The organism is Clostridium sp. (assembly GCF_036642255.1).
In the GTDB taxonomy this organism is placed as follows: Bacteria; Bacillota; Clostridia; order Clostridiales; family Clostridiaceae; genus Clostridium_J.
The window spans coordinates 29,907-53,010 of record NZ_JAVWDJ010000004.1 but is presented as its reverse complement, the minus strand read 5'-3'; the positions used below and the strand labels follow the sequence as shown (position 1 = coordinate 53,010).

The 23,104-nt window shown below is 30.8% G+C and carries 22 protein-coding genes; 3 read left to right on the top strand and 19 right to left on the bottom strand.

All coding sequences use genetic code 11. The features are described 5' to 3' along the window. Positions 1 to 6: 6 nt before the first annotated feature. The 13 genes from rpsP to pta all read right to left on the bottom strand — a co-directional run bounded on the left by rpsP (position 7) and on the right by pta (position 13,815). Positions 7 to 249 (bottom strand): 30S ribosomal protein S16, encoded by a 243-nt coding sequence (gene rpsP / locus RR409_RS03090; protein WP_332556257.1) that lies wholly within the window; start codon positions 247 to 249, stop codon positions 7 to 9. A 187-nt stretch (positions 250 to 436) separates the two neighbouring features. Next, entirely contained in the window at positions 437 to 1,786 is a 1,350-nt protein-coding gene (ffh, locus tag RR409_RS03085; protein ID WP_332556256.1) for a signal recognition particle protein, read from the bottom strand. A 10-nt stretch (positions 1,787 to 1,796) separates the two neighbouring features. Beyond that, entirely contained in the window at positions 1,797 to 2,144 is a 348-nt protein-coding gene (locus RR409_RS03080) for a putative DNA-binding protein (protein ID WP_332556255.1), read from the bottom strand. An 89-nt stretch (positions 2,145 to 2,233) separates the two neighbouring features. Then, a complete protein-coding gene (gene ftsY, locus RR409_RS03075; protein WP_332556254.1) occupies positions 2,234 to 3,145 on the bottom strand; it encodes a signal recognition particle-docking protein FtsY in 912 nt (303 codons plus the stop codon). Between the two features lie 19 nt (positions 3,146 to 3,164). Continuing rightward, positions 3,165 to 6,722, bottom strand: coding sequence for a chromosome segregation protein SMC (smc, locus tag RR409_RS03070; protein WP_332556253.1), 3,558 nt, complete (start codon positions 6,720 to 6,722; stop codon positions 3,165 to 3,167). Between the two features lie 178 nt (positions 6,723 to 6,900). Next, a complete protein-coding gene (locus RR409_RS03065; protein ID WP_332556252.1) occupies positions 6,901 to 7,974 on the bottom strand; it encodes a radical SAM protein in 1,074 nt (357 codons plus the stop codon). Next, a complete protein-coding gene (gene rnc, locus RR409_RS03060) occupies positions 7,967 to 8,665 on the bottom strand; it encodes a ribonuclease III (RefSeq protein ID WP_332556251.1) in 699 nt (232 codons plus the stop codon). The genes RR409_RS03065 and rnc overlap by 8 nt, the downstream gene beginning before the upstream one ends. A 157-nt stretch (positions 8,666 to 8,822) precedes the next feature. Beyond that, entirely contained in the window at positions 8,823 to 9,053 is a 231-nt protein-coding gene (gene acpP, locus RR409_RS03055) for an acyl carrier protein (protein ID WP_332556250.1), read from the bottom strand. Between the two features lie 126 nt (positions 9,054 to 9,179). Then, a complete protein-coding gene (gene plsX, locus RR409_RS03050; protein WP_332556249.1) occupies positions 9,180 to 10,181 on the bottom strand; it encodes a phosphate acyltransferase PlsX in 1,002 nt (333 codons plus the stop codon). Positions 10,182 to 10,479: 298 nt separating this feature from the next. Further along, positions 10,480 to 10,662 carry a 50S ribosomal protein L32 gene (gene rpmF, locus RR409_RS03045; RefSeq protein WP_017414533.1) on the bottom strand — a complete coding sequence of 61 codons (183 nt, stop codon included), beginning with the start codon at positions 10,660 to 10,662 and terminating at the stop codon, positions 10,480 to 10,482. A gap of 12 nt (positions 10,663 to 10,674) precedes the next feature. Next, complete coding sequence (locus tag RR409_RS03040; RefSeq protein WP_332556248.1) at positions 10,675 to 11,175, bottom strand: DUF177 domain-containing protein; 501 nt, start codon at positions 11,173 to 11,175, stop codon at positions 10,675 to 10,677. A 322-nt stretch (positions 11,176 to 11,497) separates the two neighbouring features. Further along, positions 11,498 to 12,694 (bottom strand): acetate kinase, encoded by a 1,197-nt coding sequence (locus RR409_RS03035; protein ID WP_332556247.1) that lies wholly within the window; start codon positions 12,692 to 12,694, stop codon positions 11,498 to 11,500. A gap of 116 nt (positions 12,695 to 12,810) precedes the next feature. Beyond that, the gene (gene pta / locus RR409_RS03030; protein WP_332556246.1) at positions 12,811 to 13,815 is read right to left on the bottom strand and encodes a phosphate acetyltransferase; all 1,005 of its coding nucleotides are present in this window, start codon (positions 13,813 to 13,815) and stop codon (positions 12,811 to 12,813) included. A gap of 187 nt (positions 13,816 to 14,002) precedes the next feature. On the opposite strand from pta, the gene RR409_RS03025 reads away from it, so the two are divergent. Then, complete coding sequence (locus RR409_RS03025; protein WP_332556245.1) at positions 14,003 to 15,241, top strand: nucleotidyltransferase; 1,239 nt, start codon at positions 14,003 to 14,005, stop codon at positions 15,239 to 15,241. Positions 15,242 to 15,587: 346 nt separating this feature from the next. Beyond that, positions 15,588 to 16,772: a sporulation integral membrane protein YlbJ gene (gene ylbJ / locus RR409_RS03020; protein ID WP_332556244.1), complete on the top strand. Its 1,185-nt coding sequence runs from the start codon at positions 15,588 to 15,590 to the stop codon at positions 16,770 to 16,772. On the opposite strand, the gene RR409_RS03015 is transcribed toward ylbJ, so the two are convergent. The 6 genes from RR409_RS03015 to RR409_RS02990 all read right to left on the bottom strand — a co-directional run bounded on the left by RR409_RS03015 (position 16,765) and on the right by RR409_RS02990 (position 22,621). Then, entirely contained in the window at positions 16,765 to 17,319 is a 555-nt protein-coding gene (locus RR409_RS03015; RefSeq protein ID WP_332556243.1) for a hypothetical protein, read from the bottom strand. The genes ylbJ and RR409_RS03015 overlap by 8 nt on opposite strands. Next, entirely contained in the window at positions 17,320 to 17,814 is a 495-nt protein-coding gene (gene coaD / locus RR409_RS03010; protein WP_332556242.1) for a pantetheine-phosphate adenylyltransferase, read from the bottom strand. A gap of 1 nt (position 17,815) precedes the next feature. Further along, on the bottom strand, positions 17,816 to 18,373 hold the full coding sequence (rsmD, locus tag RR409_RS03005) for a 16S rRNA (guanine(966)-N(2))-methyltransferase RsmD (protein WP_332556241.1): 558 nt from the start codon (positions 18,371 to 18,373) through the stop codon (positions 17,816 to 17,818). 21 nt (positions 18,374 to 18,394) lie between these two features. Beyond that, positions 18,395 to 20,428: an ATP-dependent DNA helicase RecG gene (gene recG / locus RR409_RS03000; protein WP_332556240.1), complete on the bottom strand. Its 2,034-nt coding sequence runs from the start codon at positions 20,426 to 20,428 to the stop codon at positions 18,395 to 18,397. Positions 20,429 to 20,596: 168 nt separating this feature from the next. Beyond that, entirely contained in the window at positions 20,597 to 22,258 is a 1,662-nt protein-coding gene (locus RR409_RS02995; protein WP_332556239.1) for a DAK2 domain-containing protein, read from the bottom strand. A 12-nt stretch (positions 22,259 to 22,270) separates the two neighbouring features. Next, positions 22,271 to 22,621 (bottom strand): Asp23/Gls24 family envelope stress response protein, encoded by a 351-nt coding sequence (locus RR409_RS02990; RefSeq protein WP_332556238.1) that lies wholly within the window; start codon positions 22,619 to 22,621, stop codon positions 22,271 to 22,273. A 197-nt stretch (positions 22,622 to 22,818) separates the two neighbouring features. Between RR409_RS02990 and rpmB the strand changes: the two genes are divergently transcribed. Then, positions 22,819 to 23,010 carry a 50S ribosomal protein L28 gene (gene rpmB, locus RR409_RS02985; protein ID WP_332556237.1) on the top strand — a complete coding sequence of 64 codons (192 nt, stop codon included), beginning with the start codon at positions 22,819 to 22,821 and terminating at the stop codon, positions 23,008 to 23,010. Positions 23,011 to 23,104: the final 94 nt, after the last annotated feature.

Here is a 23,104-nt window from a genome sequence, read left to right as displayed (position 1 = left end):
ACTTTCCTATTTTATACCTGCGTTATTGAAAAGTCTCTTAACTGTGTCTGTAGGTTGTGCACCATTTTTTATCCATTGAGCTGCTTTTTCTTCATCGATTTTAACAGTAACTGGCTCAGTAGTTGGATTGTAATATCCAATTTCCTCAACAAATCTTCCATCTCTTGGAGATCTTGAATCAGCTACAACTATTCTGTAGAAAGGAGCTTTTTTAGCACCCATTCTTCTTAATCTTATTTTTACTGCCATGTTTTTTCACCTCCTTCAAAGGATAATATTGTCATATAATTTCTGAACAAAATCAACAAATTGGTTTTGTTAAATTACTCTAGAAAAAATTCAACTCTTTCCAAAGTTTAATATATATGATGTAAACTCCTAGCTTAAATTTATTTAAAAATCATAGAAATAGGAGACTTAACCTTAGAAATTCTAGCTAAAAAGGTAATTTTCCAAATAAGCCTTTCTTACCTGGCTTAGCCATACCCTTCATTTGCTTCATCATCTTCCTCATATTTTCAAAATCTTTAAGAATTTTATTTACTGCTTGAATAGTAGTACCTGATCCATTAGCAATTCTTTTCTTTCTTGAAGGTGAAGAAGATATTAAATTAGGATTTTTTCTTTCAGCATATGTCATTGATTTTATAATAGCTTCAATTTTAGCCATTTCCTTTTCACTTTGTGAAAGATCTACACCTTTAAGTTCCTTTGAGTTAAAACCAGGAATCATTTCCATAATTTTTCCTAAAGGTCCTAAGTTCTTCATCTGATTAAGAGTTTCAAGAAAATCCTCAAAGTTAAAATCTTGATTTAACATTTTGTTTCCTAATTCTTGAGCCTTCTTTTCATCAATAGCTGATTGTGCTTTTTCAATAAGTGAAAGCACATCACCCATACCTAATATTCTAGAAGCCATTCTTTCAGGATGGAACACCTCAAAATCTGTCATTTTTTCTCCTACACCAGCATATTTTATCGGTTTGCCAGTAATAGATTTGATAGAAAGGGCAGCTCCCCCTCTTGTGTCACCATCAAGTTTAGTTAAAATAACTCCTGTAATATCTAAAGAACTATTGAAGCTCTCTGCTACATTAACAGCATCTTGACCTGTCATGGAATCAACTACTAAAAGAATTTCAATGGGATTTACAGCCGCTTTAATATTCTTAAGTTCATCCATAAGTGTTTCATCTATATGAAGTCTTCCTGCTGTATCTATAATAACCACATTGTAGTTATTGCTTTTTGCATCTTCGATAGATGCTTTTGCTATATCTACAGGGTTTGTTTTATCTCCTAAAGTAAACACTGGTACATCTATAGATTTTCCTACTACTTGAAGCTGCTTAATAGCTGCTGGTCTATAAATGTCACAAGCTACCAAAAGAGGTTTTTTATTATTTTTTCTAAGACTTAGCGCAAGCTTTCCAGCCATAGTTGTTTTACCTGCACCTTGCAATCCTGCAAGCATAATTACAGTAATACCATTATGAACAAATTCTAATTTACTTTCTGTGCTCCCCATAAGAGTGGTTAATTCATCATTAACAATCTTTATAACCTGTTGTCCTGGAGTTAAACTTTCCATAACTTCATTTCCAAGACACTTCTCACCGACAACTTTTACAAAGTCTTTAACAACCTTGTAGTTAACATCAGCTTCTAACAGTGCTAATTTAACTTCTCTCATAGCTTCCTTAATATCTTTTTCAGAAAGCTTTCCTTTGCCCTTTAACTTTTTTATGGTTTCCTGTAACTTAGAAGATAATCCTTCAAAAGCCATAATAAACCTCCTATATACTCTCCACGATATCCTTTATAATATCAGTGATTATTTCTTTATTATCTTCTCTATCTAATTTATTCTTTAGTTCTTCTAATCTATTAATAATCCTATCTTTGGAGTTTTCTAGAGTTAAGGCTTTTTCCATCAAGTGAAGTTTATCTTCGTACTCTATTAAAAGATTATCGCATCTTTTTATCAAATCGTGAATTGCTTGCCTACTAGCATTTGCTAACTCTGCTATTTCAGAAAGAGATAAGTCTTTGTTAAAATACAAATCCATTACATCTCTTTGTTTTTCTGTAAGCAATGGGTTATAAAAATCTAGTAGTAATGATATCTCTAATCTTTTTTCCATACTATCACCTAACTTACAAAAGTTATATTAACAGATTGACTTTGTAGTGTCAAGTACTTTTACTTAACAGCAAAATAAATTAATAAAGATTAAAATAATGCCTCAACAAATTCTTTTGATTTAAATTCCTGCAAATCATCTATACCTTCTCCAACACCAATATATTTTACTGGTATGTTTAAAGTATTTTTTATAGATATAACAACTCCACCTTTAGCCGTTCCATCAAGCTTTGTTAGAATTATCCCATCAATAGGACATACTTCCATAAATTGTTTAGCTTGAATAATAGCATTTTGTCCTGTGGTTGCATCAAGAACTAATAAAGTTTCCTTTTCTGCTTCTTTAAATTCTCTGTCTATAATTCTATTAATTTTTCCAAGTTCATCCATAAGATTTTTCTTGTTATGGAGTCTTCCTGCAGTATCACATATTAAAACATCTGTCTTCCTAGCCTTTGCTGCTTGAACCGCATCATAGACTACTGCTGCTGGGTCTGCCCCTTCTTGATGTTTGATTAAATCTACTCCTGCCCTTTTACTCCACACTTCAAGTTGATCTATTGCTGCTGCTCTAAAGGTATCTCCCGCTGCAATTAGTACTTTATAGTTGTTATTTTTTATTCTTGCTGCAATTTTACCTATAGAAGTCGTTTTTCCTACACCATTAACTCCAATTATAAGTTTTACATGAGGAATTTTTTCTGGAATTATTGAGTTTTCATAATCACCAAGAATATCAATGATTACTTCCTTCATAGCAGGAAGTATTTGTGCTGGGTCTTTTATCTTTTCCGCTTTAACTTTAACTCTTAGTCTTTCAATAATTTCAACTGAAGTATCTACTCCAATATCACTTGTTATTAGTATTTCCTCTAATTCTTCATAAAGATCCTCATCAATTGTAACCGCAAGCTTTAAAACCTGTGTAACTGCATCACTGATGCTATTTCTAGTCTTTGAAAGTCCGGCTTTAAGTTTTTCAAAAAAACCTCCAAACATTTTATTTCCTCCTTCATAGTTATCTAGTCAAATTTACTGAAACTATCTTGGATACACCTTTTTCCTCCATAGTTACTCCATATAGCATATCGCAAGCTTCCATTGTGCCTTTTCTGTGAGTTATAACAATGAATTGTATATTACTTGAAAATTTCCTTAAGAATTCAGCATATCTTATTACATTGGCATCATCAAGAGCAGCTTCAATTTCATCTAAAATACAAAATGGAGTCGGTTTCATCTTCAGAATAGCAAACAATAATGCTATAGCTGATAGAACCTTTTCCCCTCCTGACATCAAGTTAATATTTTGTAGCTTCTTTCCTGGTGGCTCCACATTTATCTCAATCTTAGAAGTTAATTCATCTCCTTCTTGCAGAATTAAATCAGCACTACCACCTTTGAATAATTCTTTGAAGGTCTCATTAAAATTAATTCTAAGTTTCTCAAAATTCTCCTTAAAAACACCTTTCATTTTATCTGTCATTTCGTCAATAACTTTTATTAATTCTTCTTTAGCATTTACTAAATCATCTTTTTGTCCATTCATAAAGGTAAACTTCTCTTTTACCTCTTTAAATTCCTCAATAGCACCAACGTTTACAACTCCAAGATAAGAAACTTCCTTTTTCAGTCTTTGTACTTCATCCTTAAGTTCAATAATATCTATAACCTCGTGCTGATATTTTAAAGCTTCAGCATAAGTAAGTTCATATTCTTCATTTAATTTTGTCATTAATCCTTGCTCTTCAGTTTCAATTTTTACTAAAGCCACTTGAAACTTATGGTATTCCTTCTCTACCTTTTCAAACTCAAGGTTCAGGTCTTCAATTTGAAAATTAATTAAGTTTATTTTATCTTTAAATTTAATTCTTTCAATTTCGCTACCTCTAAACTTCTTTTCTAAGCTCTCTAATAAAACATTGATTTTCGCTATTTCACTATTATTTTCACTTAGGCTTTCAAGGTAAATTTTCTTTGTTTCCTCACAGTTTTTAATTTCATAGGTTAATTCATCAATCTTATCATTATAACCTTTAATCTCATTTTTTAATCTACTAATCTCCATGAATTTGTTACTAAGGACTTCATCAATTTTAGCTTTATTAATTTTAAAGTCCATTAAATTATTCTTCGATAATTCAATATTATTTAAACCTTCCTTAACCCCATAATCTAACGCTTTGAAATCCTCTTCTATTCTTGTAATATCATTATTTATTATTTCTAGTGCACTAACATATTGAGCTAACTTTAAATTCAGATTCTCATGCTTATTATTTAATTCTTTTAACTGATCAATTCCCTTTTCTAAGTCCTTATTAAGTTTTAAAGTATCTTCATCAATAGAGTTAACCTTTTCATTTATTTTAGTTAACTCGATGCTTTCAAAATGTATTTCATCTCTTAAATTTAAGTTTTTTTCATCCAATGATTTTATTTCTTCATTATACTTTTTAACTGTTTCGCTTAGAATAGAAATGCTACTAGTAGCTTCTTCAACCTTCACTTTTAACTCTTCTATTTCCCTTTTTCTCCCAATAATATTACCTGACTTAGAATATATACTTCCTCCCGTTAGAGCTCCACCTGGATTTAAAACTTCACCTTCCAAAGTTACAATCTTATGTTTATATCCTATGCTCTTTGCAATAGCTAGTCCATCATCCATATTTGTGCAAATAATCGTTTTTCCAAGTACATAATCAATTATACCCCTAAATCTATCTTCAAAATCTAAAAGTTCACTAGCTATACCAATGTATCCAGGTTTGTTTTTTATACTGTTTTCTAGTTGTAGCATCTTTCCTTTTACAATGTTTATTGGTAGGAAAGTAGCTCTACCTAAGTTATGACCCTTAAGATAATTAATTAAAAGCTTTGCACTTTCTTCTTCTTCAGTAATAATATTAGAAATTGCTCCACCAATAGCTATTTCTATAGCTGTTTCGAACTTCTTATCTACCTTAATAATTTCACCTAGTACATAACAATTTCCTTTTACATTTTTAATACTTCCATTATTAAAATGTTGCATAAGGTTTTTAACTGATTTATTATAGCCCTCATATTGATTTTCCAAATTAATTAAGGCATTTAAATTCGCTTCAAATCTATTTGCAGATATATTTAAATCTTTTAACTTCTTTTCATCTAAAGTCAAACTATGCTTTAATCTTGAAATTACCTTTTTACTTTCTGCTATTCTCTCTTCATAAGATAAAATTTTCTTTTGAACATTTTCACCCTGAATTACTAAAGAAGTTTTTGTCCCCTTATTTATTGCTAATGAATTGTTAAAACTTTCTATATTCACTTTTAAGTCTTCTAGAGCTATCTTTGAAACATCAATATTATTATTAATTATATTAATATCATTAATATAGGTATTTTTATCACGGTTAAGCTCTTCTCTTTTATTTCCTAAATTCTTCAATTTTGAGTTTTCTGTAGAGATTGATAAAGTTATATTATCAATGTTCTTTTCTTCTAAGAAAATTTTCTCATTAATATTTTTTTGTTCTTCTTTTAATGAATAAAGCTGTAATTCAATACTGTCTATTTTTTCATTTTCATCTTTTATTTTTCCAGAAAAATCATTGATATCATGCTTTAATCTTTCTATTGTTTTTTCTAAAACCTCACTTCTTTCATCTAGCAACTTAATTTCTGATAGAATATCCTGATGTTTGGTTTTATTATCATAATAAAATTGTTTATCTTCTGATTTTTTCTTATCAAATTCCTCCAGGTCAAAGTTCCACTTATTCAAATCTTTCTTTAAATTTTCTTTTTCCTTTAACCTACTTTCAATATTAGCACTTGCATTTTTTATTTTTAAATTTAAATCACTAATATTACTCTTAGTTTTTTGAATAAAATCAATAATTACATTTATTTCCTTTATTTTTAATTCCTCTGAGATTTTTAGAAACTTCTTTGCTTTCTCACTTTCTTTTTCTAATGGTTCAAGTCGTTCCTCATAAGTATGTAGTATATCATTTATTCTAACTAGATTTTCTTCCGTATTATCTAGCTTCTTTTCAGCTTCTTCCTTACGAGTTTTATATTTTACTATACCAGCTGCCTCTTCAAGAAGTTTTCTTCTTTCTTCAGGCTTGCCGCTTAAGATTGCATCAATTTTCCCCTGTCCAATAATTGAATATCCTTCTTTTCCTATACCCGTATCCATAAACAATGCTTGTACATCTTTCAATCTACAAATAGTGTTATTTATAAGATATTCACTTTCTCCAGAACGATATAATCTTCTTGATATAGTAACATTAGAGTAATCTATATTCAGTTCAGAATCTGAGTTATCTAAGGTAAGAGACACCTGGGCTAACCCTACAGGTTTTCTGTACTGTGTTCCAGCAAAGATAACATCCTCCATCTTATCTCCTCTTAAACTTCTTACACTTTGTTCTCCTAAAACCCATCTAACCGCATCAGAAATATTACTTTTACCACTACCATTAGGCCCAACAACAGCAGTTACTCCCTGCTGAAAACCAAGCTCTGTTTTATCTGCAAATGACTTAAACCCTCTTATTTCAATAGATTTTAAGAACATTACTTCACTCTCCTAAGCACCCAATATTACTGGTAATAAAGCACCTAAAATCATAGCTAAGCTAATAACAACAGCTAATATCCTTGCAATTTTAAGCCTTTTTTTACTCTTCATAAAAACACCTCATTATTATTTTATTCTTTTATTATACATAGTTTAAATTATTTACTTAAAAATATCAAATGGACTTACTATAAGCGTCTAATAAGTATTGAACTTGAGTAACATTTTCTATATTACTATTGTTTTTAAATCCTAAAGTACCTCTTCCAATCCCAGCACTTTGAATTACTTTTAAATTTATATGTTCAAATTCCTTTGAAATTCTTTCAAAGTATTCTTTTTTATTTGCATAAAGTTTCGAAATATCCTTAGGATTTATGTGAACCTCATTACAATCTTTATTAACTCTTATATATTCTTTTATCATATCACAGTATATACTACCTTCTACTAGCTCCCTAAAGGCTGGATGGAAGGGTCCCTCTATTATATCTCCTCCGTAGTTAATCTCCTCTGTTGGTTGCAGTCCAATTCTTATTACCGTAATGTTATTGCAAGTAAGCATTGCATATACTCTCTTAGAAATCTCTACTGCTTCTTCAAGGCTGTAAGGCTTATAAATACCTTCCTTAAACATTTTCTCCATAGGAGTATCCTTGATAACTAATGATGGATATATTCTACAAATATCAGGGTTTAAATCTATTACTTTTTTAGTAGTTTCAATATCTTTTAGCTTTGTGTCTCCTGGAAGTCCTAACATTATCTGATGTCCTAAGGTAAATCCATACTCCTTAATGAGATTAGAAGCCGTGTATACATCCTCACTGCTATGTCCTCTGCCAGATTTAATTAAAACCTCATTATCTAAAGATTGAACTCCAAGTTCAATGATATCTACTTCATAATCTTTTAGATTACTTAAGATTTCATCATTAATATAATCTGGCCTGGTAGATAATCTTATATAATTGATTTTCTTTGCATCCTTATACTCTTTAGCTACAGCTAACAGTTCTTTTTGTTTCACAATATTTATAGCAGTAAAGGTTCCACCAAAGAAAGATACTTCAATTATTAAATTGTCACCTTTTATGGTGTCTAAGTATTGTTCAATTGTTTGTCTTACAAAATCTCCATCTATGCTAAAACAGCTCCCAGTTATACTATCCTGATTACAAAACACACAAGTATGAGGACAACCTTCATGCGGAACAAAAATTGGTATAATGTAATGCCTTTTACTCATTTAACTCACCTCTAGAAATTAATAGTGCTTTTGCTGCATTCTGTTCCGCTTCTTTCTTGCTGAAACCAACTCCGTTACCACTAGAAATACCATTTACTGATACCTCAACAAAAAACTCTCTTCTATGGGGTGGCCCCTCAAATTTTACTAAATTATAAACTATGGAGATTTCCCCTTGTCTTTGAAGAATCTCTTGCAATCTTGTTTTATAATCTATTATAATTTGATTTTTAAGAGCTTTATAAATAATAGTTTCAAAGTTTACTAAAATAAAGTCTCTAACTATATCATAACCTAAATCAAGATATATAGCTGCAATAACAGCCTCCACCGCATCTGCTAAAATGGATACTCTAATTCTTCCTCCAGTAAGTTCTTCTCCCTTACTCATATTAATATATTTTCCTAAGTCCCAATTCTTTGCAACTTGAAAAAGTGAGTTTTCACACACAATAAGTGATCTCATTCGCGTAAGATACCCTTCTGTCTCATTTTTATTGTTAGCAAACAAATATTCTGAGATTACTAGTTGTAATACTGAGTCTCCTAAAAACTCCAATCTTTCATTAAACTCTACTTTTCTCTCATTAGCATAGGAACTATGAGTAATAGCAACTTCTAAAAGCTTTAGGTTATTAAAACTTACTTTTATTTTTTTTTGCAAATCTAGTGTATTCTTCCCAATGTGCATTCTTCTACTCCTTCTCAGAAGTTTATTCTTCAACCTACTAAATGCGTATAAGTATCTACAAAAACCATACTCATTACTAAACCTTATCTCATCAATCTTTTAATAAATTCAAGAATAAACTTAAAAATAAGGTTCCGCAAAACTACGGAACCTACAATTAATCTTCTACACGTGCTTTTATGTATTCAACTACATCGCCTACAGTTGATATTTTTTCAGCATCTTCATCTGGTATTTCCATATCGAATTCTTCTTCTAAAGCCATTATAAGTTCAACTATGTCTAGTGAATCTGCACCTAAATCGTCAGCAAAAGATGAATCCATTCTAATCTCATCTTCATCTAAACTTAATTGATCCGCTATTCTTTTTCTAATTTTTTCAAACATATTAATCTTCCTCCTAATTTATGCATTACTCTTTTAATATAATAGCTAATCCATTACTTATCAACTATTTTTTATTAATACTCTAATATAATATACTAATATTGCTATTTTTTATACTACGTTTTATTAAATTTTTTCTTCTACACTTTGAAATACCTGCTGCATTTTTTCAACAACTTTATTTTCATGAAAAATTTTTGCTTGTCTTATTGCATTTTTAAATGCTTTTCCGTCAGAACTACCGTGTGCTTTTATACAAATACCATTTACTCCCAAAAATGCTGCTCCACCATATTCTTTATAATCATATTGTTTTTTAAAAGCTTTAAATACAGGCTTCAGTAATAAACCTCCTATTTTAGTTCTTGTTGAGCTCATAATTTTACTCTTTAGTTCATCAAGAATAGTTGAAGAAACACCTTCATACATCTTTAAAACAGTATTCCCTACAAAACCATCACAAACTAAAACATTAACTTCACCTTTTGGAATATCACGTGGTTCTACGTTTCCCACAAAATTAAAGTTTTCATTTTTTAAAAGCTTATGAGCTTCTTTTGTTAACTCATTTCCTTTTTCTTCTTCAGCGCCAATATTTATTAATCCTACACTTGGATTATTTATTCCCAAGACATTCTCAAAATATACTTTTCCCATATGAGCAAATTGAACTAAATAATGTGGTTTGCAATCTGCATTGGCACCCACATCCACAATCATAAACGCTCCATTTTTTCCTGGCATTATTGGTGCAAGGGCTGGTCTGTCAATTCCTTTAATTCTTTTTACTATTAAGGTGCAACCTGCTAAGAATGCTCCTGTGCTCCCTGCAGAGATTATAGCATCTGCTTCCCCGTTTTTAACCATTTCTAGGGCTTTAACCAAAGAAGAGTTTTTTTTCATTTTAAGTGCCTTTACCGGTGCTTCATTAGGACTTATTACCTCTTCAGCATTTAAAATTGTAATTTTTTTCTTGTCATAATCATACTTTTGTAATTCCTTAGCTATGGATTCCTGTGGTCCTGAAATTACAATATCTATATTATACTCTTTTTGTGCCAAAACACACCCTTCAACTACCGCATGAGGAGAAAAATCTCCCCCCATTCCATCAACAACTACTTTCATACAAAATCCTCGCATCTTACATTAATTTATTTTTTATCTCACCTAATTTTACAACCTACTTAAATGAAAATCTTATAGCTATATTATATATTAAACTTCAGTTTAATTTCCACTAAAAAATAAAACTAGTAAGAATTAAAATTCTCACTAGTTTTATTTAAGCGACAATATAATTTAGTTTAAAATGCATTCAAACTAAATCATTTATTATCTATATAACATAAAAATAACTCACACATCATTAAGATATAATACTCTCAAAGTGGTTAAAATAAAAGAAAGTCATATGACTTTCTTTCTATTTCTCAGTTGAAACAACTTCTCTATTTTTGTAGTAACCACAGTTTTTGCAAACTCTATGAGCAAGTTTCATTTCGTGGCACTGAGGGCATTCAACTATTCCTGGTAAACCAAGTTTGAATGTTTGAGCTCTTCTTGAGTCTCTTCTTGCTTTTGAAAATCTTCTAGCAGGATTTCCCATTGTTACACCTCCTTATGCTTTAGAAAACATATCTTTTAACTTTGCCAACCTTGGATCTACTTCTAAATTATCACATGAGCATTCTCCATGATTTAGGTCCGTTCCACATTGTTGGCATAATCCTTTACAGCTTTCACTACATAATCTTTGAATAGGCAGCTGCATAACAAGATTGCTTTCGATTATTTGGTAAATGTCTATCTTATCATTTTTAATTGAGATAACTTCAATATCTTCATTACTTGCACTAGTAGATAATTTTTCTTCTATATCCATCACAACAACATATGGAAACTTTTTAAGACATCTTGAGCATGTAAGTAATATTTCTGAAGTTGCACTTCCATTTAGTTCAAAAATATCTTCAACTAAATTTATAACTCCACAAAAATTTATTGGTTTTGAAAATTCCACAGTTTCATAGCCATCAAAAAAACTTTGTTTTTCAATTACTACATTTATATTTGTCCTAGAATTTTTTTTTCCTTTTAGTTCTGAAACATCTATGTTCATATTAAATGCTCTGAAAAAACATCAAAACTATGCTTTTCCTCATATAACCATAAGGTCACATATTATGCAAATAATTGCATAGCTTGAGCAAAGCTCCAACGTCCCTCCTTAATTTCAATATAAGATATCTACTATTCAAACATAAATTATTATATAAAGTATGTAGATAAAAGTCAAGTTTTATTTATTTTCAAAACACTTTAAATAAAATATATCTTCATAAAAAATAATAGCTTTTTAAGATAATTTTCCAGTTAAGCAAATTAAAATACTTAACTGGAAAATATCATTAAGTCTTAAAATTAATATAAACTAAGGTTTTTTATTTTTGAGTTAATTCTTGAGTGTCTCTAGCAATAACTAATTCTTCATTTGTTGGAATTACAAATACTTTTACTGTAGCATCTGCAGCACTTACATCTACTGATTTTCCTCTTACGTTATTCTTTTCAGCATCAACTTTTATTCCTAAGAACTCTAAACCTTTGCAAATATCCATTCTTGTCTCAGGAGCGTTTTCACCAAGGCCAGCTGTAAATACTACAGCATCTACTCCGCCCATAGCAGCAGCATAAGCTCCAATTAATTGTCTTACTTTATAGTTATAAACCTCTAAAGCAAGTTTAGCTCTTTCATTTCCCTCTTTAACTGCATTTTCTATATCTCTAAAGTCACTACTAACTCCTGAAAGTCCTAAAACTCCGGATTTTTTATTCATTAAATCATTTACAGCATCAACTGACATATTTTCTTCTTTCATTAAGAAAGTAACTATAGCTGGGTCAATGTTTCCACATCTTGTTCCCATAGCAATTCCTTCAAGTGGTGTGAATCCCATACTTGTTTCAACAGATTTTCCACCCTTAACTGCTGTTAAGCTTGCGCCATTTCCTAAGTGACAAGTTATTATTTTAAGATCTTCTATATTTTTTCCCATCATCTCAGCACATTGAGCTGATACAAATTTGTGTGATGTTCCGTGGAATCCATACTTTCTTATACCATGTTTAGTATATAACTCATATGGTAGAGCGTACATATACGCCTCTTGTGGCATTGTTTGATGGAAAGCAGTATCAAATACAGCTACCATTGGAGTAGTTGGCATTAAGCTCTTACATGCGTTTATACCTATTATGTTAGCTGGATTATGAAGTGGTGCAAGTTTAACACACTCTTCTAAACTAGCCATTACATCATCATTGATTACTACAGAAGCAGCATATTTCTCTCCACCATGAACAACTCTGTGTCCAACTGCAGCTATTTCATCCATTGATTTTATTACACCATGAGTAGCATCAATAAGTGCATCTAAAACTAATTTTATTGCATCTGTATGATCTTTCATTGGTTGTGTTATTATGTACTTATCTTTTCCTGGTACCTTTTGAGTTAGAATTGAACCTTCAATTCCAATTCTTTCTACCAATCCTTGAGCTAATGATTCTTCATTTTCCATATTGATTAACTGATATTTTAAAGAAGAACTCCCACAGTTAATTACTAATATTTTCATTCTTTTTCCTCCTCTATAAAGTAAACTTTTATATTCTATAAAATTTAATATTACGATTTTATTAAAATCCTAATATTATATATTAATATACTAAATTGTAATTTAAAAAACAATTATTATTTTTTGTTATTTTGTGCCTGAACTGCGGTAATAGCTACTACGTTAACTATATCATCAACACTGCATCCCCTTGATAAGTCATTTATTGGTCTCGCAAAACCTTGACATACTGGACCAATAGCCTCTGCATTGGCAAATCTTTGAACTAATTTATATCCAATGTTTCCAGCTTGCAAATCTGGAAAAACTAATACATTTGCATTTCCTGCAACATTACTATTAGGTGCCTTTAACTTAGCAACACTTCCAACTATTGCTGCATCAAGTTGCAATTCTCCATCTATTTCCAAATCTGGTCTCTCAGCTTTAGCTATTTTTGTTGCTTCAACAACCTTATCAACATTTTCATGTTTTGCACTTCCCATAGTTGAGAAAGAAAGCATTGCAACTTTCGGCTCCATTCCGCATAATGCTTTAGCATTTTCTGCAGTGCTTATAGCGATTGATGCTAATTCTGTAGCATTTGGATTTGGATTAACTGCACAATCTGCAAATAATAACGTTCCTTCATGTCCATAAAGACTATTCGGAATCTCCATAACAAAGAAGCTTGATACAACCTTTATTCCTGGAGCAGTTTTAATTATTTGAAGACCTGGACGCAATAAATCTCCCGTGCTATGTATTGCTCCTGAAACTAATCCCTCTACATCATTCATTTTAACCATCATAGTTCCAAAATAAACAGGATCTTTTACGGTTTCCAATGCCTTTTCAAGGGTCATTCCTTTATTCTTTCTCAATTCATAAAATTCATTTGCATATATGTTTGTTTTGTCAGAAGTTTCTGGGTTTACTATTTCTATTCCTGAAATATCGGCGCCAAACTTTTCTGCATTAGCTATAACTGTTTCGGTAGAACCTACCAAAACTACTTCTGCAATTTTATTTTTGTTTATTATTTCAGCCGCCTTTAAATTTCTTTCTTCTTCGCCTTCTGGAAGAACTATTCTTCTCACATCAGACTGGGCTAATTTCCATATTTTCTCTGTGAAGCTCATCTGAATTACTCCTTTCAGTAAAAAACTACTAAATATCCCTTATTTAATATACCCCTTTTTATATATAATTTTCAACCTTAAATGCTAAATTATTTTATTCTCTTTAATATTATTAATTAATATGTACAAATTTGACAATATTATATATTATGAGATATGAATTATCTATAAAATTGGAGTGAATTAAATGAATGTAGCAGGAATTGTAGTGGAGTATAATCCACTTCATAATGGTCATGTATATCATATACAAAAAACCAGAGAATTAACAAATTGTGATGTTCTAATTGCAGTAATGAGTGGGAACTTTAACCAAAGGGGGATACCTTCTGTAATTGACAAATGGAATAAGACTCTTACAGCTCTTCATAATGGTGTAGATTTAGTTATAGAACTTCCAGTTGTATACAGCTTGTCCTCTGCAGAATTTTTTTCCTTCGGGGCAATCAGTCTATTAAATAATCTTGGTGTAGTTAATTCATTATGCTTTGGTAGCGAGTATGGTGAAATTAACTTACTCGACGAAGTTGCTGAAGTTTTGACCGATGAGCCTTTAGAATTTAAACTCATGTTGAAATCTAGGTTAGATGAAGGTTTGAGTTATCCAAGAGCACGAACCCTTGCACTTCTGCAATATATTGAAAATTCTCCCAAAAAAAATATGTTTTTTTCAAATAATGATCTTAAACTAGATAGTCATTTGAATTCTTCAAATAATATTTTGGGAATTGAATACATAAAGAGCTTAAAGAAACTTAAAAGTAACATTAACCCGATGACAATAACGAGGCAAGGTTCCGATTATAATTGTGAAGAACTTACAAATACTTTTTCTAGTGCTACCTCTATCAGAAAATTTTTAAAAAAATCTTCTGACCCTAAGGAACTTAATGCTCATGTACCAATCTATGTATATGAGCTTCTTGAAAAACTAAATAACTCCAACTACTCCTTTGCCTTTGATGATGCTATATTTCCATATGTGAAATATAAAAGCTTTATAAACGGTAATGGCATTAAACACATCCCTGATGCATCTGAAGGCCTTCATAGCAAGTTACTAAACGCTTTGAGTCACTGCTCCTCACTAAGTAGTACTATTGAAGAGGCTAAGAGTAAACGGTATACCTATACACGGATTAATAGAATACTTTGTCAATATTTTGTTGGTTTTGATACCTATGACACAGAAATTTTAAGAAAAGAGCATTGTCCTTATGCAAAAGTTCTCGGCTTTAATGAAAGAGGGAAATCAATTTTAAAATCTATAAAACAAAATAGTAGTATTCCCTTGTATACAAAAGTTCCTAAGGATCTTAATGATACATTAAAGTTAGATATTCAAGCTACAAAAGCCTATAGTTTAATTAATAGAAACATAAATTATAATGATGATTACTTAATTAGCCCTTTAATAATTAAATAATTTCTTGCATATGAAATTTAACCATAATTTTAAGAAAGGGCTGTATGAAAATCAACTTTCACAGAAAGATTTATCGTTAAAGGTTCAAATATAAAGAGCACATTTGGCATTGCATAAATCAATGATGCCAATTGTGCTCTTATTTTATTTAATGTAAATTATATTGTTAGTTCAAAGCAAATTTTATATTAACTTTATATTTGAATCAACGTCTTTTGGGTTTGTAAAAATATCCACATCTTATTCTTCAATCCACTATTTCCAAACACATTCTCCATAATTTATCATAACTAAACTTTCAAAACAATATATTTTATTATAACACTATGAGAAAGAAGGTTTCTAATTGAATCTGTTATTAATATTAACTCTATTACTTATTTTTTATTTAATATACATACTTTTAAAAAGCTATGATATAAATACGTTACTTACATTTCTCTGTTCTATTTTGATATTATACATTGTTCTAAATCCAAAAGAATGCATTGCTTTTACTATTGCAGGAGCAAAACTCTTTTTTTATGCGGTATTTCCTTCTCTATTTCCCTTTTTAGTAATAGTTAACTTGATAATCTCTTTTGGTGGAATTGAAATCTATTCAAAATTATTAGGAAACTTGATCTGCAAACCTTTAGGCTTACCTAAACAGTGTAGTCTAGTACTCCTGGTTAGCGTGTTTTGTGGTTATCCTCTTGGTGCAAGGTATGCAGCTGAATTATATGATCAAAATTTGATAGACAATAAAACTTTTCAAAGACTGTTAAATATAGCTACTAACGGTAGTCCTTTATTTATTATTGGTACAGTAGGCACTGCAATGCTTGGTCATCCAACCCTAGGTTATATTCTAATAGTATCTAATATTTTATCTTGTGTTGCTATTGGCATACTTTTACCTGGGCGATATAAAATCAAAGATAACAAGTTGATAAATAAATCTTACGTACCTAAGAACATAAACCTAGGAGTTGCCATGAAAATCGCCTTAGAAGATGCTGTGAAAACCTGCATGTCCATAGGAAGCTTCGTGATAATCTTTTCAGTATTAATAAATATAATAAAGAGCAATGGGTATTTCCACACTGCTCTAATGTTTGTTTCTAACTATACTTTTATTCCCTTTGAAATACTTCAAGGCTTAATTTTAGGAGTATTAGAAGTAACTAATGGTTGTAATTTAATAGCAAGCTCATCAATTTCTTTTGACTATAAACTCATTATAACTAGCTTTCTAATTGCTTTCAGTGGACTTTCAATTACTTCACAAGTACACTCTTTAGTTTATAAGCATGGTATATCCATGAAAAAATATATATCCTTAAAAGTACTTCAAGGAATAATTTCCTGCGTAATCACTTTTTTAATATGCAACATGCCTTTTGTAAATTTAACAAAAGAAACCTTTGTAAACAACTTTGAAAGTTTCGTTCCATCGCCTTACTTTTTTGCAATCATAATATGTATAATAACTCTCCCTATACTTATAAATAAATTTAGGAGCTTCATTAATATTTCTAAGGTTAATTAGAATTTCCTAGTTCCTTAATATTTTCTCTTACTTCAGAGGTGGTATTTGTTATTTGCTTATGGATATTTATAAGCATAGCTTCCACTTCTTTTTTTATATTGATTAGAGATTGTTCTCCAACTAAATCTATTTCCTTTTGCAAATTGCTTAAAGTTTCATCAGCATAGTTCATAACTCCATATCGTATTTCTTTAGCTTGCTTCGATGCTTCAGATTTAACTTCCTTAGCTTCTTTTTGAGCTGATCCAATTATTTCACTGGCACCTTCCCGTGCTGCTCTTAGTATATCAGAATTTTCATATTCCTCTTGAGCTCTTCTTCTTGAGTTTTGGATAATCTCCTCAGCTTCTCTCTTAGCCTCATTTATAATTCTATCTTTTTTGTCTACAATATTTTTTGCCTCTTCAAACTCGTCTGGTAAATAGATTCTTATTTCAGCAATAGTATCTAAAAACTCTTTTTTATTTATCGAAACTTTTCCCATCAAATTCTTTGATGCCATTTGAACTGATTGCTCAAGATAGTCTAATAAATCTAGTACCTCCATTTATAACTCCCCCTCAAATTGTTTTGATTTCGCTCTAATCTCTTCTTCTAGTTCCTCTGGGATCAATCCATCAAGGCATCCGCCAAATAAAGCTACTTGTTTAACCGCAGTTGAACTTAAGTAAGAGTATTTTGAATTAGTCATCATAAACACTGTTTCCTTAGCATTATCTAACTTCTTATTCATCAGTGCCATTTGGAACTCATAATCAAAGTCAGACATAGACCTTAACCCCTTAACAATAACACTTATATCTTCTCTATTCATAAAATCTACAAGTAGACCACTAAAACTTAACACTTTTACATTCTTAAGTTTTGATACTACCTTTTGAATTTGTTCTACTCTCTCATCAGTATCAAACCATCCTTTTTTATTAGGATTAATTAATACTGCTACAATAACCTCATCAAATACATGTGAACATCTTTTAATGATATCTAAATGTCCATTAGTTATTGGGTCAAAACTCCCAGGATATACTGCTCTTATCATTTTATATCTCCTTATGCTCGTATAAACATACAGTGGTGTTTCCATATTTTCTTTTATCTATTAGATTTATATTTCCGTCACCTTCATATATTTCTTCACCAGAGTCTATTTTTGTAACGATTAATCCTTCTTTATGGAGCAAGCCATATTTTGTTATAAGTTCTATGGATGGAGGTATCATTTCCTTCGCATAAGGTGGATCAATAAAAATAAGACTAAAGACTTTTCCTGCCTTTCCAAACTCCTCTAAATATCTATAGCAATCACCTTTATAACAAGTACATTTATCCTGAAACTTTAAATTAACTATATTTTGTTTTAGAAAATTAAAAGTCGCATCTCCTTTATCAATAAGATGACATTCCTTTGCACCTCTACTTACTGCCTCTAACCCCAAGCTCCCTGTTCCAGCGAATTGATCTAGAACTACGGAATCCATTAGCCTATTTTGAATAATACTAAAAATCGACTCTTTAACTCTATCTAAAGTAGGTCTTGTTCCCATCCCTTCAGGGGATAATAATTTCTTACCTTTAGCTATTCCAGCTATTACTCTCATATTTCTTCCTCCTAAGTTTTATCAATTAAAACAAATATACTTTGAACTCTTCTCTAAGCTTTTCATTATCTCATTAATAACTTTCTCTTCTTCAAGTCCCTTTTGGCTCAAAAGTGCTTTTGCTTCTAAATTTGCTATTTTAAAGAGTTGAAAATCTGTAGACAAATCTGCTAGTATTAACCCATTTTCACCTGATTGCCTAACTCCAAAAATCTCTCCACTTCCTCTTATTTTTAGATCTTCCTCAGCAATATAAAAACCATCACTACTATTTTTCATTGTCTCCATTCTACGTTTAGTAGTTTCACTCTTAATATCTGCCACTAATATGCAATAAGATTTATAGCTTCCCCTGCCTACTCTTCCTCTAAGCTGATGTAGTTGAGAAAGTCCGAACCTTTCTGCATTTTCAATAATCATAATAGTTGCATTTGGGACATTTACCCCTACCTCAATTACTGTTGTTGCAATAAGTACTTTTATTTCTCCTTGTTTAAATCTTTCCATTATGTAATTCTTATCTTTATTTGACATCTTTCCATGAAGAATACTTATTTCTGTATTCTTAAAGTATTTCTCTTTTAGTTCATCATAGAGAGCTGTTACTGAAGTTAATTTCATCTCTTCATTATCTTCAACTAAAGGACAGACTACATAAACTTGTCTTCCTTGTTCTATTTCGTTTAATGCAAAATTATACACTCTACTACTCTCATTTTTATTTATGTAATAAGTATCAATTGGTTTTCGTCCCGGTGGTAATGAATCCACTATAGATACGTCCAAGTCTCCATATAGATATAAATATAATGTTCTTGGTATTGGAGTTGCACTCATAACGAGGACATCTATATTTTTACCTTTATTGCTCAGTCTGGTTCTTTGATTAACTCCAAATCTATGCTGTTCATCGGTAACTATCATACCCAAATTTTTAAACACTACATTTTCTTCTATTAGTGCATGAGTACCAATGAGTAAGTCCACTTCTCCATTACTTAACTCTTCTTTAATTAAATCCTTATTTTTTCCTGTTGTACTACCTGTCAACAATCTTATATTAATTCCAAAACCCTTATATATTCGTTCAGCTTCAATATGATGTTGTTTTGCAAGAATTTCAGTAGGAGCCATCATAGCTACTTGATATCCATTTTTTATCACATTAAACATAGTTATCAAAGCGATAATTGTTTTTCCACTACCTACATCTCCTTGAACTAAACGATTCATAGGAGCTTCTCTTTTCCCATCTAAAAGAATTTCTCTAACAACCCTATTTTGTGCTTCTGTTAGCTGAAATGGAAGTTTTTCCTTCAGCTCCGTCAACTCTTTAGCAATCTTAAAAGATATTCCCTTCACGGTACTATTCATTTCTTTTAAAAGTAATACTTTTAAAGAGTATGTAAATAATTCCTGAAACTTTAATCTTCTTTTTGCTTCGTAGAGTGTATTATTATCTTTAGGACTGTGTATACTCCTAACTGCTTCATCTAAAGATATAAATTTATACTTTTCTAATAATGTTTTAGGCAGATTTTCTATAATATCTATATGTGAGAGTGCTTCTGTAATAATTTTATTTAAAAAATTATTATTTAAATCATCCTTCAAAGAGTATTTTGCCATGATTTTATTATCATCTAATGTTATATTCCTCATAATCTTAGGATTGCATAGAGTGATTTCTTTGCCATATCTTTCAACTTTACCACTTAACACATACTTGCCCTTTATCCTAAAACTATTTTTAGCATAAGGCTGATTAAACCACGTACCCTTGAATCTAGTATCTCCAGAATTAAATATCACTGTAGATAAAACTTTTCCTGTTTTTGTTCTAGTATCCTTTAATATTGCTTCCACCACAGCCTCAATAATTATTTTATCTTTATCATTAAATTCATCTACACTTTGTGTCATGGTGATAATTTCATAATCTCTAGGAAAGTATAACAATAGATCCAGTATTGTGTATATTCCGCACTTATTAAGTTTTTCAGCCATTTTAGGCCCTACTCCCTTTAAATAGCTAACATCATCATAAATATTCACAATATCACTCCAAATTAAACATTTAACTCATTGATTCATCCTTATTATTTTGAAAGTTGATTAGACTTTATAAACCTATATTTGAAAAAGAATATTCTGCTTTATGATTCTTTGTGCATTTCTTTCCACAATATGGCTAAAATAATATAGAAAAAAGCCCGAAGGCTTTTATTCTACAGATGTAATAAAATAATATAGTGGTTGCTTTCCATTAAAATATTGAACATCCATGTCTGGATATTTTTCTTCTAAAGAGGCAACTAACTCTTCCACTTTTTCTTCCTCACAGTCTTCACCATAGAATATGGTGATAAGTTCACTATGTTCACTTACCATATTGACTATAAGTTTTTCACATATCTCGTATTTATCTGTACCAATTTCATTAATCTTTCCCTCTAAAAGCCCTAAAATATTACCTTCTTTTATTGTTCTTCCATTATCTTCCGTATCTTTAACAGCGTAAGTTACTGAACCAGAAGTCACATTAGCTAAGCTATCGTTCATAGTGGTTTCATTTTCAGTAACACTTCCATCAACATTAAACATAGTTATAGCTGTAATCCCTTGAGGTATAGTTTTAGTTGGTATAACTACTACTTTTTTATTCTCTACTATATCCACTGCTTGTGATGCTGACATTATAATATTTTTATTATTAGGCAGTACAAATACTACTTCAGCATTAATTTTATTTATGCAGTCTACAATATCTTGTGTGCTAGGATTCATTGTTTGACCGCCTTCAATGACTTCATCCACACCTAAATCTTCAAAAATGTCTTTTATACCTTCACCTCTTGCAACAGTAACAAATCCATACTTTTTAGGTGGTTCAGAAAAACCTTCACTTGCCGTTTCATCAATTGCCTTCCCAGAATCTGCCTCTTCTACTACTAGTGTTCTATGTTGCTCTCTCATATTATCAATCTTAATCTTTGATAATTCACCCATTTTTACTGACATAGAAAGAACTTCACCAGGATCATTAGTATGGATATGAACCTTTACAATATCCTCTAATCCAACTACTACTATTGAATCTCCACGCTTTTCAAGTTCATCCTTTAAATATGGGATATCTACAGTTTCGCTCAATATTAAAAATTCCGTACAATATCCAAATTTAATATCTGCAGGATCAATATTAGCTTCTACTATTTGAGAAGTACTACCACTATCTTTAACCTGTCCTTCTCCAAATAATTCTACATTTAAATCATTGCTTAAAGCTTCTAACATTCCATTTAAAAGAATTAAAAGTCCCATACCTCCAGCATCAACAACCTTTGCTTGTTTCAACTGTGGAAGCATTTCAGGGGTTTTATCTAACATAACTTTGCTATGTTTACAGATATCCTGAAACAATGAAATTATATCTTCACTACCGCTGCTCATTGCTGCTTCTCCAGCAGCTCTTATGATAGTAAGGATAGTCCCTTCTGTAGGGCGCATAACCGCTTTATAAGCAAAGTTTGCTCCTTCTACCATGCTAGCTTTTATATCATCAATGTTCGCTTCAGTCTTACCTTCTAATCCCTTAGCTATTCCTCTAAAGATTTGAGAAAGTATAACACCAGAGTTACCCCTAGCACCCATTAATGCACCTTTAGCCAGTTTTTTTGAAACTTCACCTATGGTATTGCTATCTAATCCTTCAAGGTCAGTTACTGCAGCTTTAAAGGTTAATGACATATTGGTTCCAGTATCTCCATCTGGTACCGGAAACACATTTAATGAGTTTACATATTCTTTTTGCTCTTCTAACTTATTAGACGCGCTTCTCACCATGTTGCAAAAATCATGTCCGTTTATTTTTAAGTATTTCAATGTTGTTACCTCCTAGACTCTGACACCTTGAACATTTACTGTAACCTGTGATACCTTAATACCTGTAAAGTTTTCAACACTGTATCTAACTTTTTGTATTATATTATTTGCAATTACAGAGATTTTTGTTCCGTATTCTACTATTATATATAATTCAATAGCTATTGATTCACCCTTTGAAATAATTTTAACACCCTTGCCTAAGTTCTCTGCCTTCAATAACTCCCATAAGCCATCTTTCGCATTCTTTGAAGCCATACCAACAACACCATAGCATTCCATAGTTGATATTCCAGCTATGTTAGCTAAAACTTCTTCAGAATAATATACATTGCCGATTTCAGTGGTTATGCTAGCTTTCATATAAAAATTCCTCCTTAATTACACCTTATCCTTATTTTATATTAAATTGCCAATTAATTCAACAAAATATGTACATAATAGTATTACTGCCATATTAATATTTTACATTATACTTGCAAGAATTATAACACTTGTGTTAAAATAGTTTATGTTTGATTTAGAACAATATTCTTGGTGACTTTAAGGAGGTGTTTTAAATGTCAAGAAGATGTGATATATGTGATAAAGGTGTAGTTGCAGGAGCACAGTTCAGCCACTCACACCGCCAATCTAAGAGAACTTTTGCTCCAAACCTAAAAAAGGTTAAAGCAATAGTAAAAGGTTCACCTAAAACTATACATGTTTGTACAAGATGCTTACGTTCTGGTAAAGTACAACGTGCCGTTTAATTATAAAAAAATGCAACCCTAAAGAGTTGCATTTTTTTATTTTATTATGTTTCTAGTTATGTTTTCTCATGAATAATTTTACTATTTTTGATAA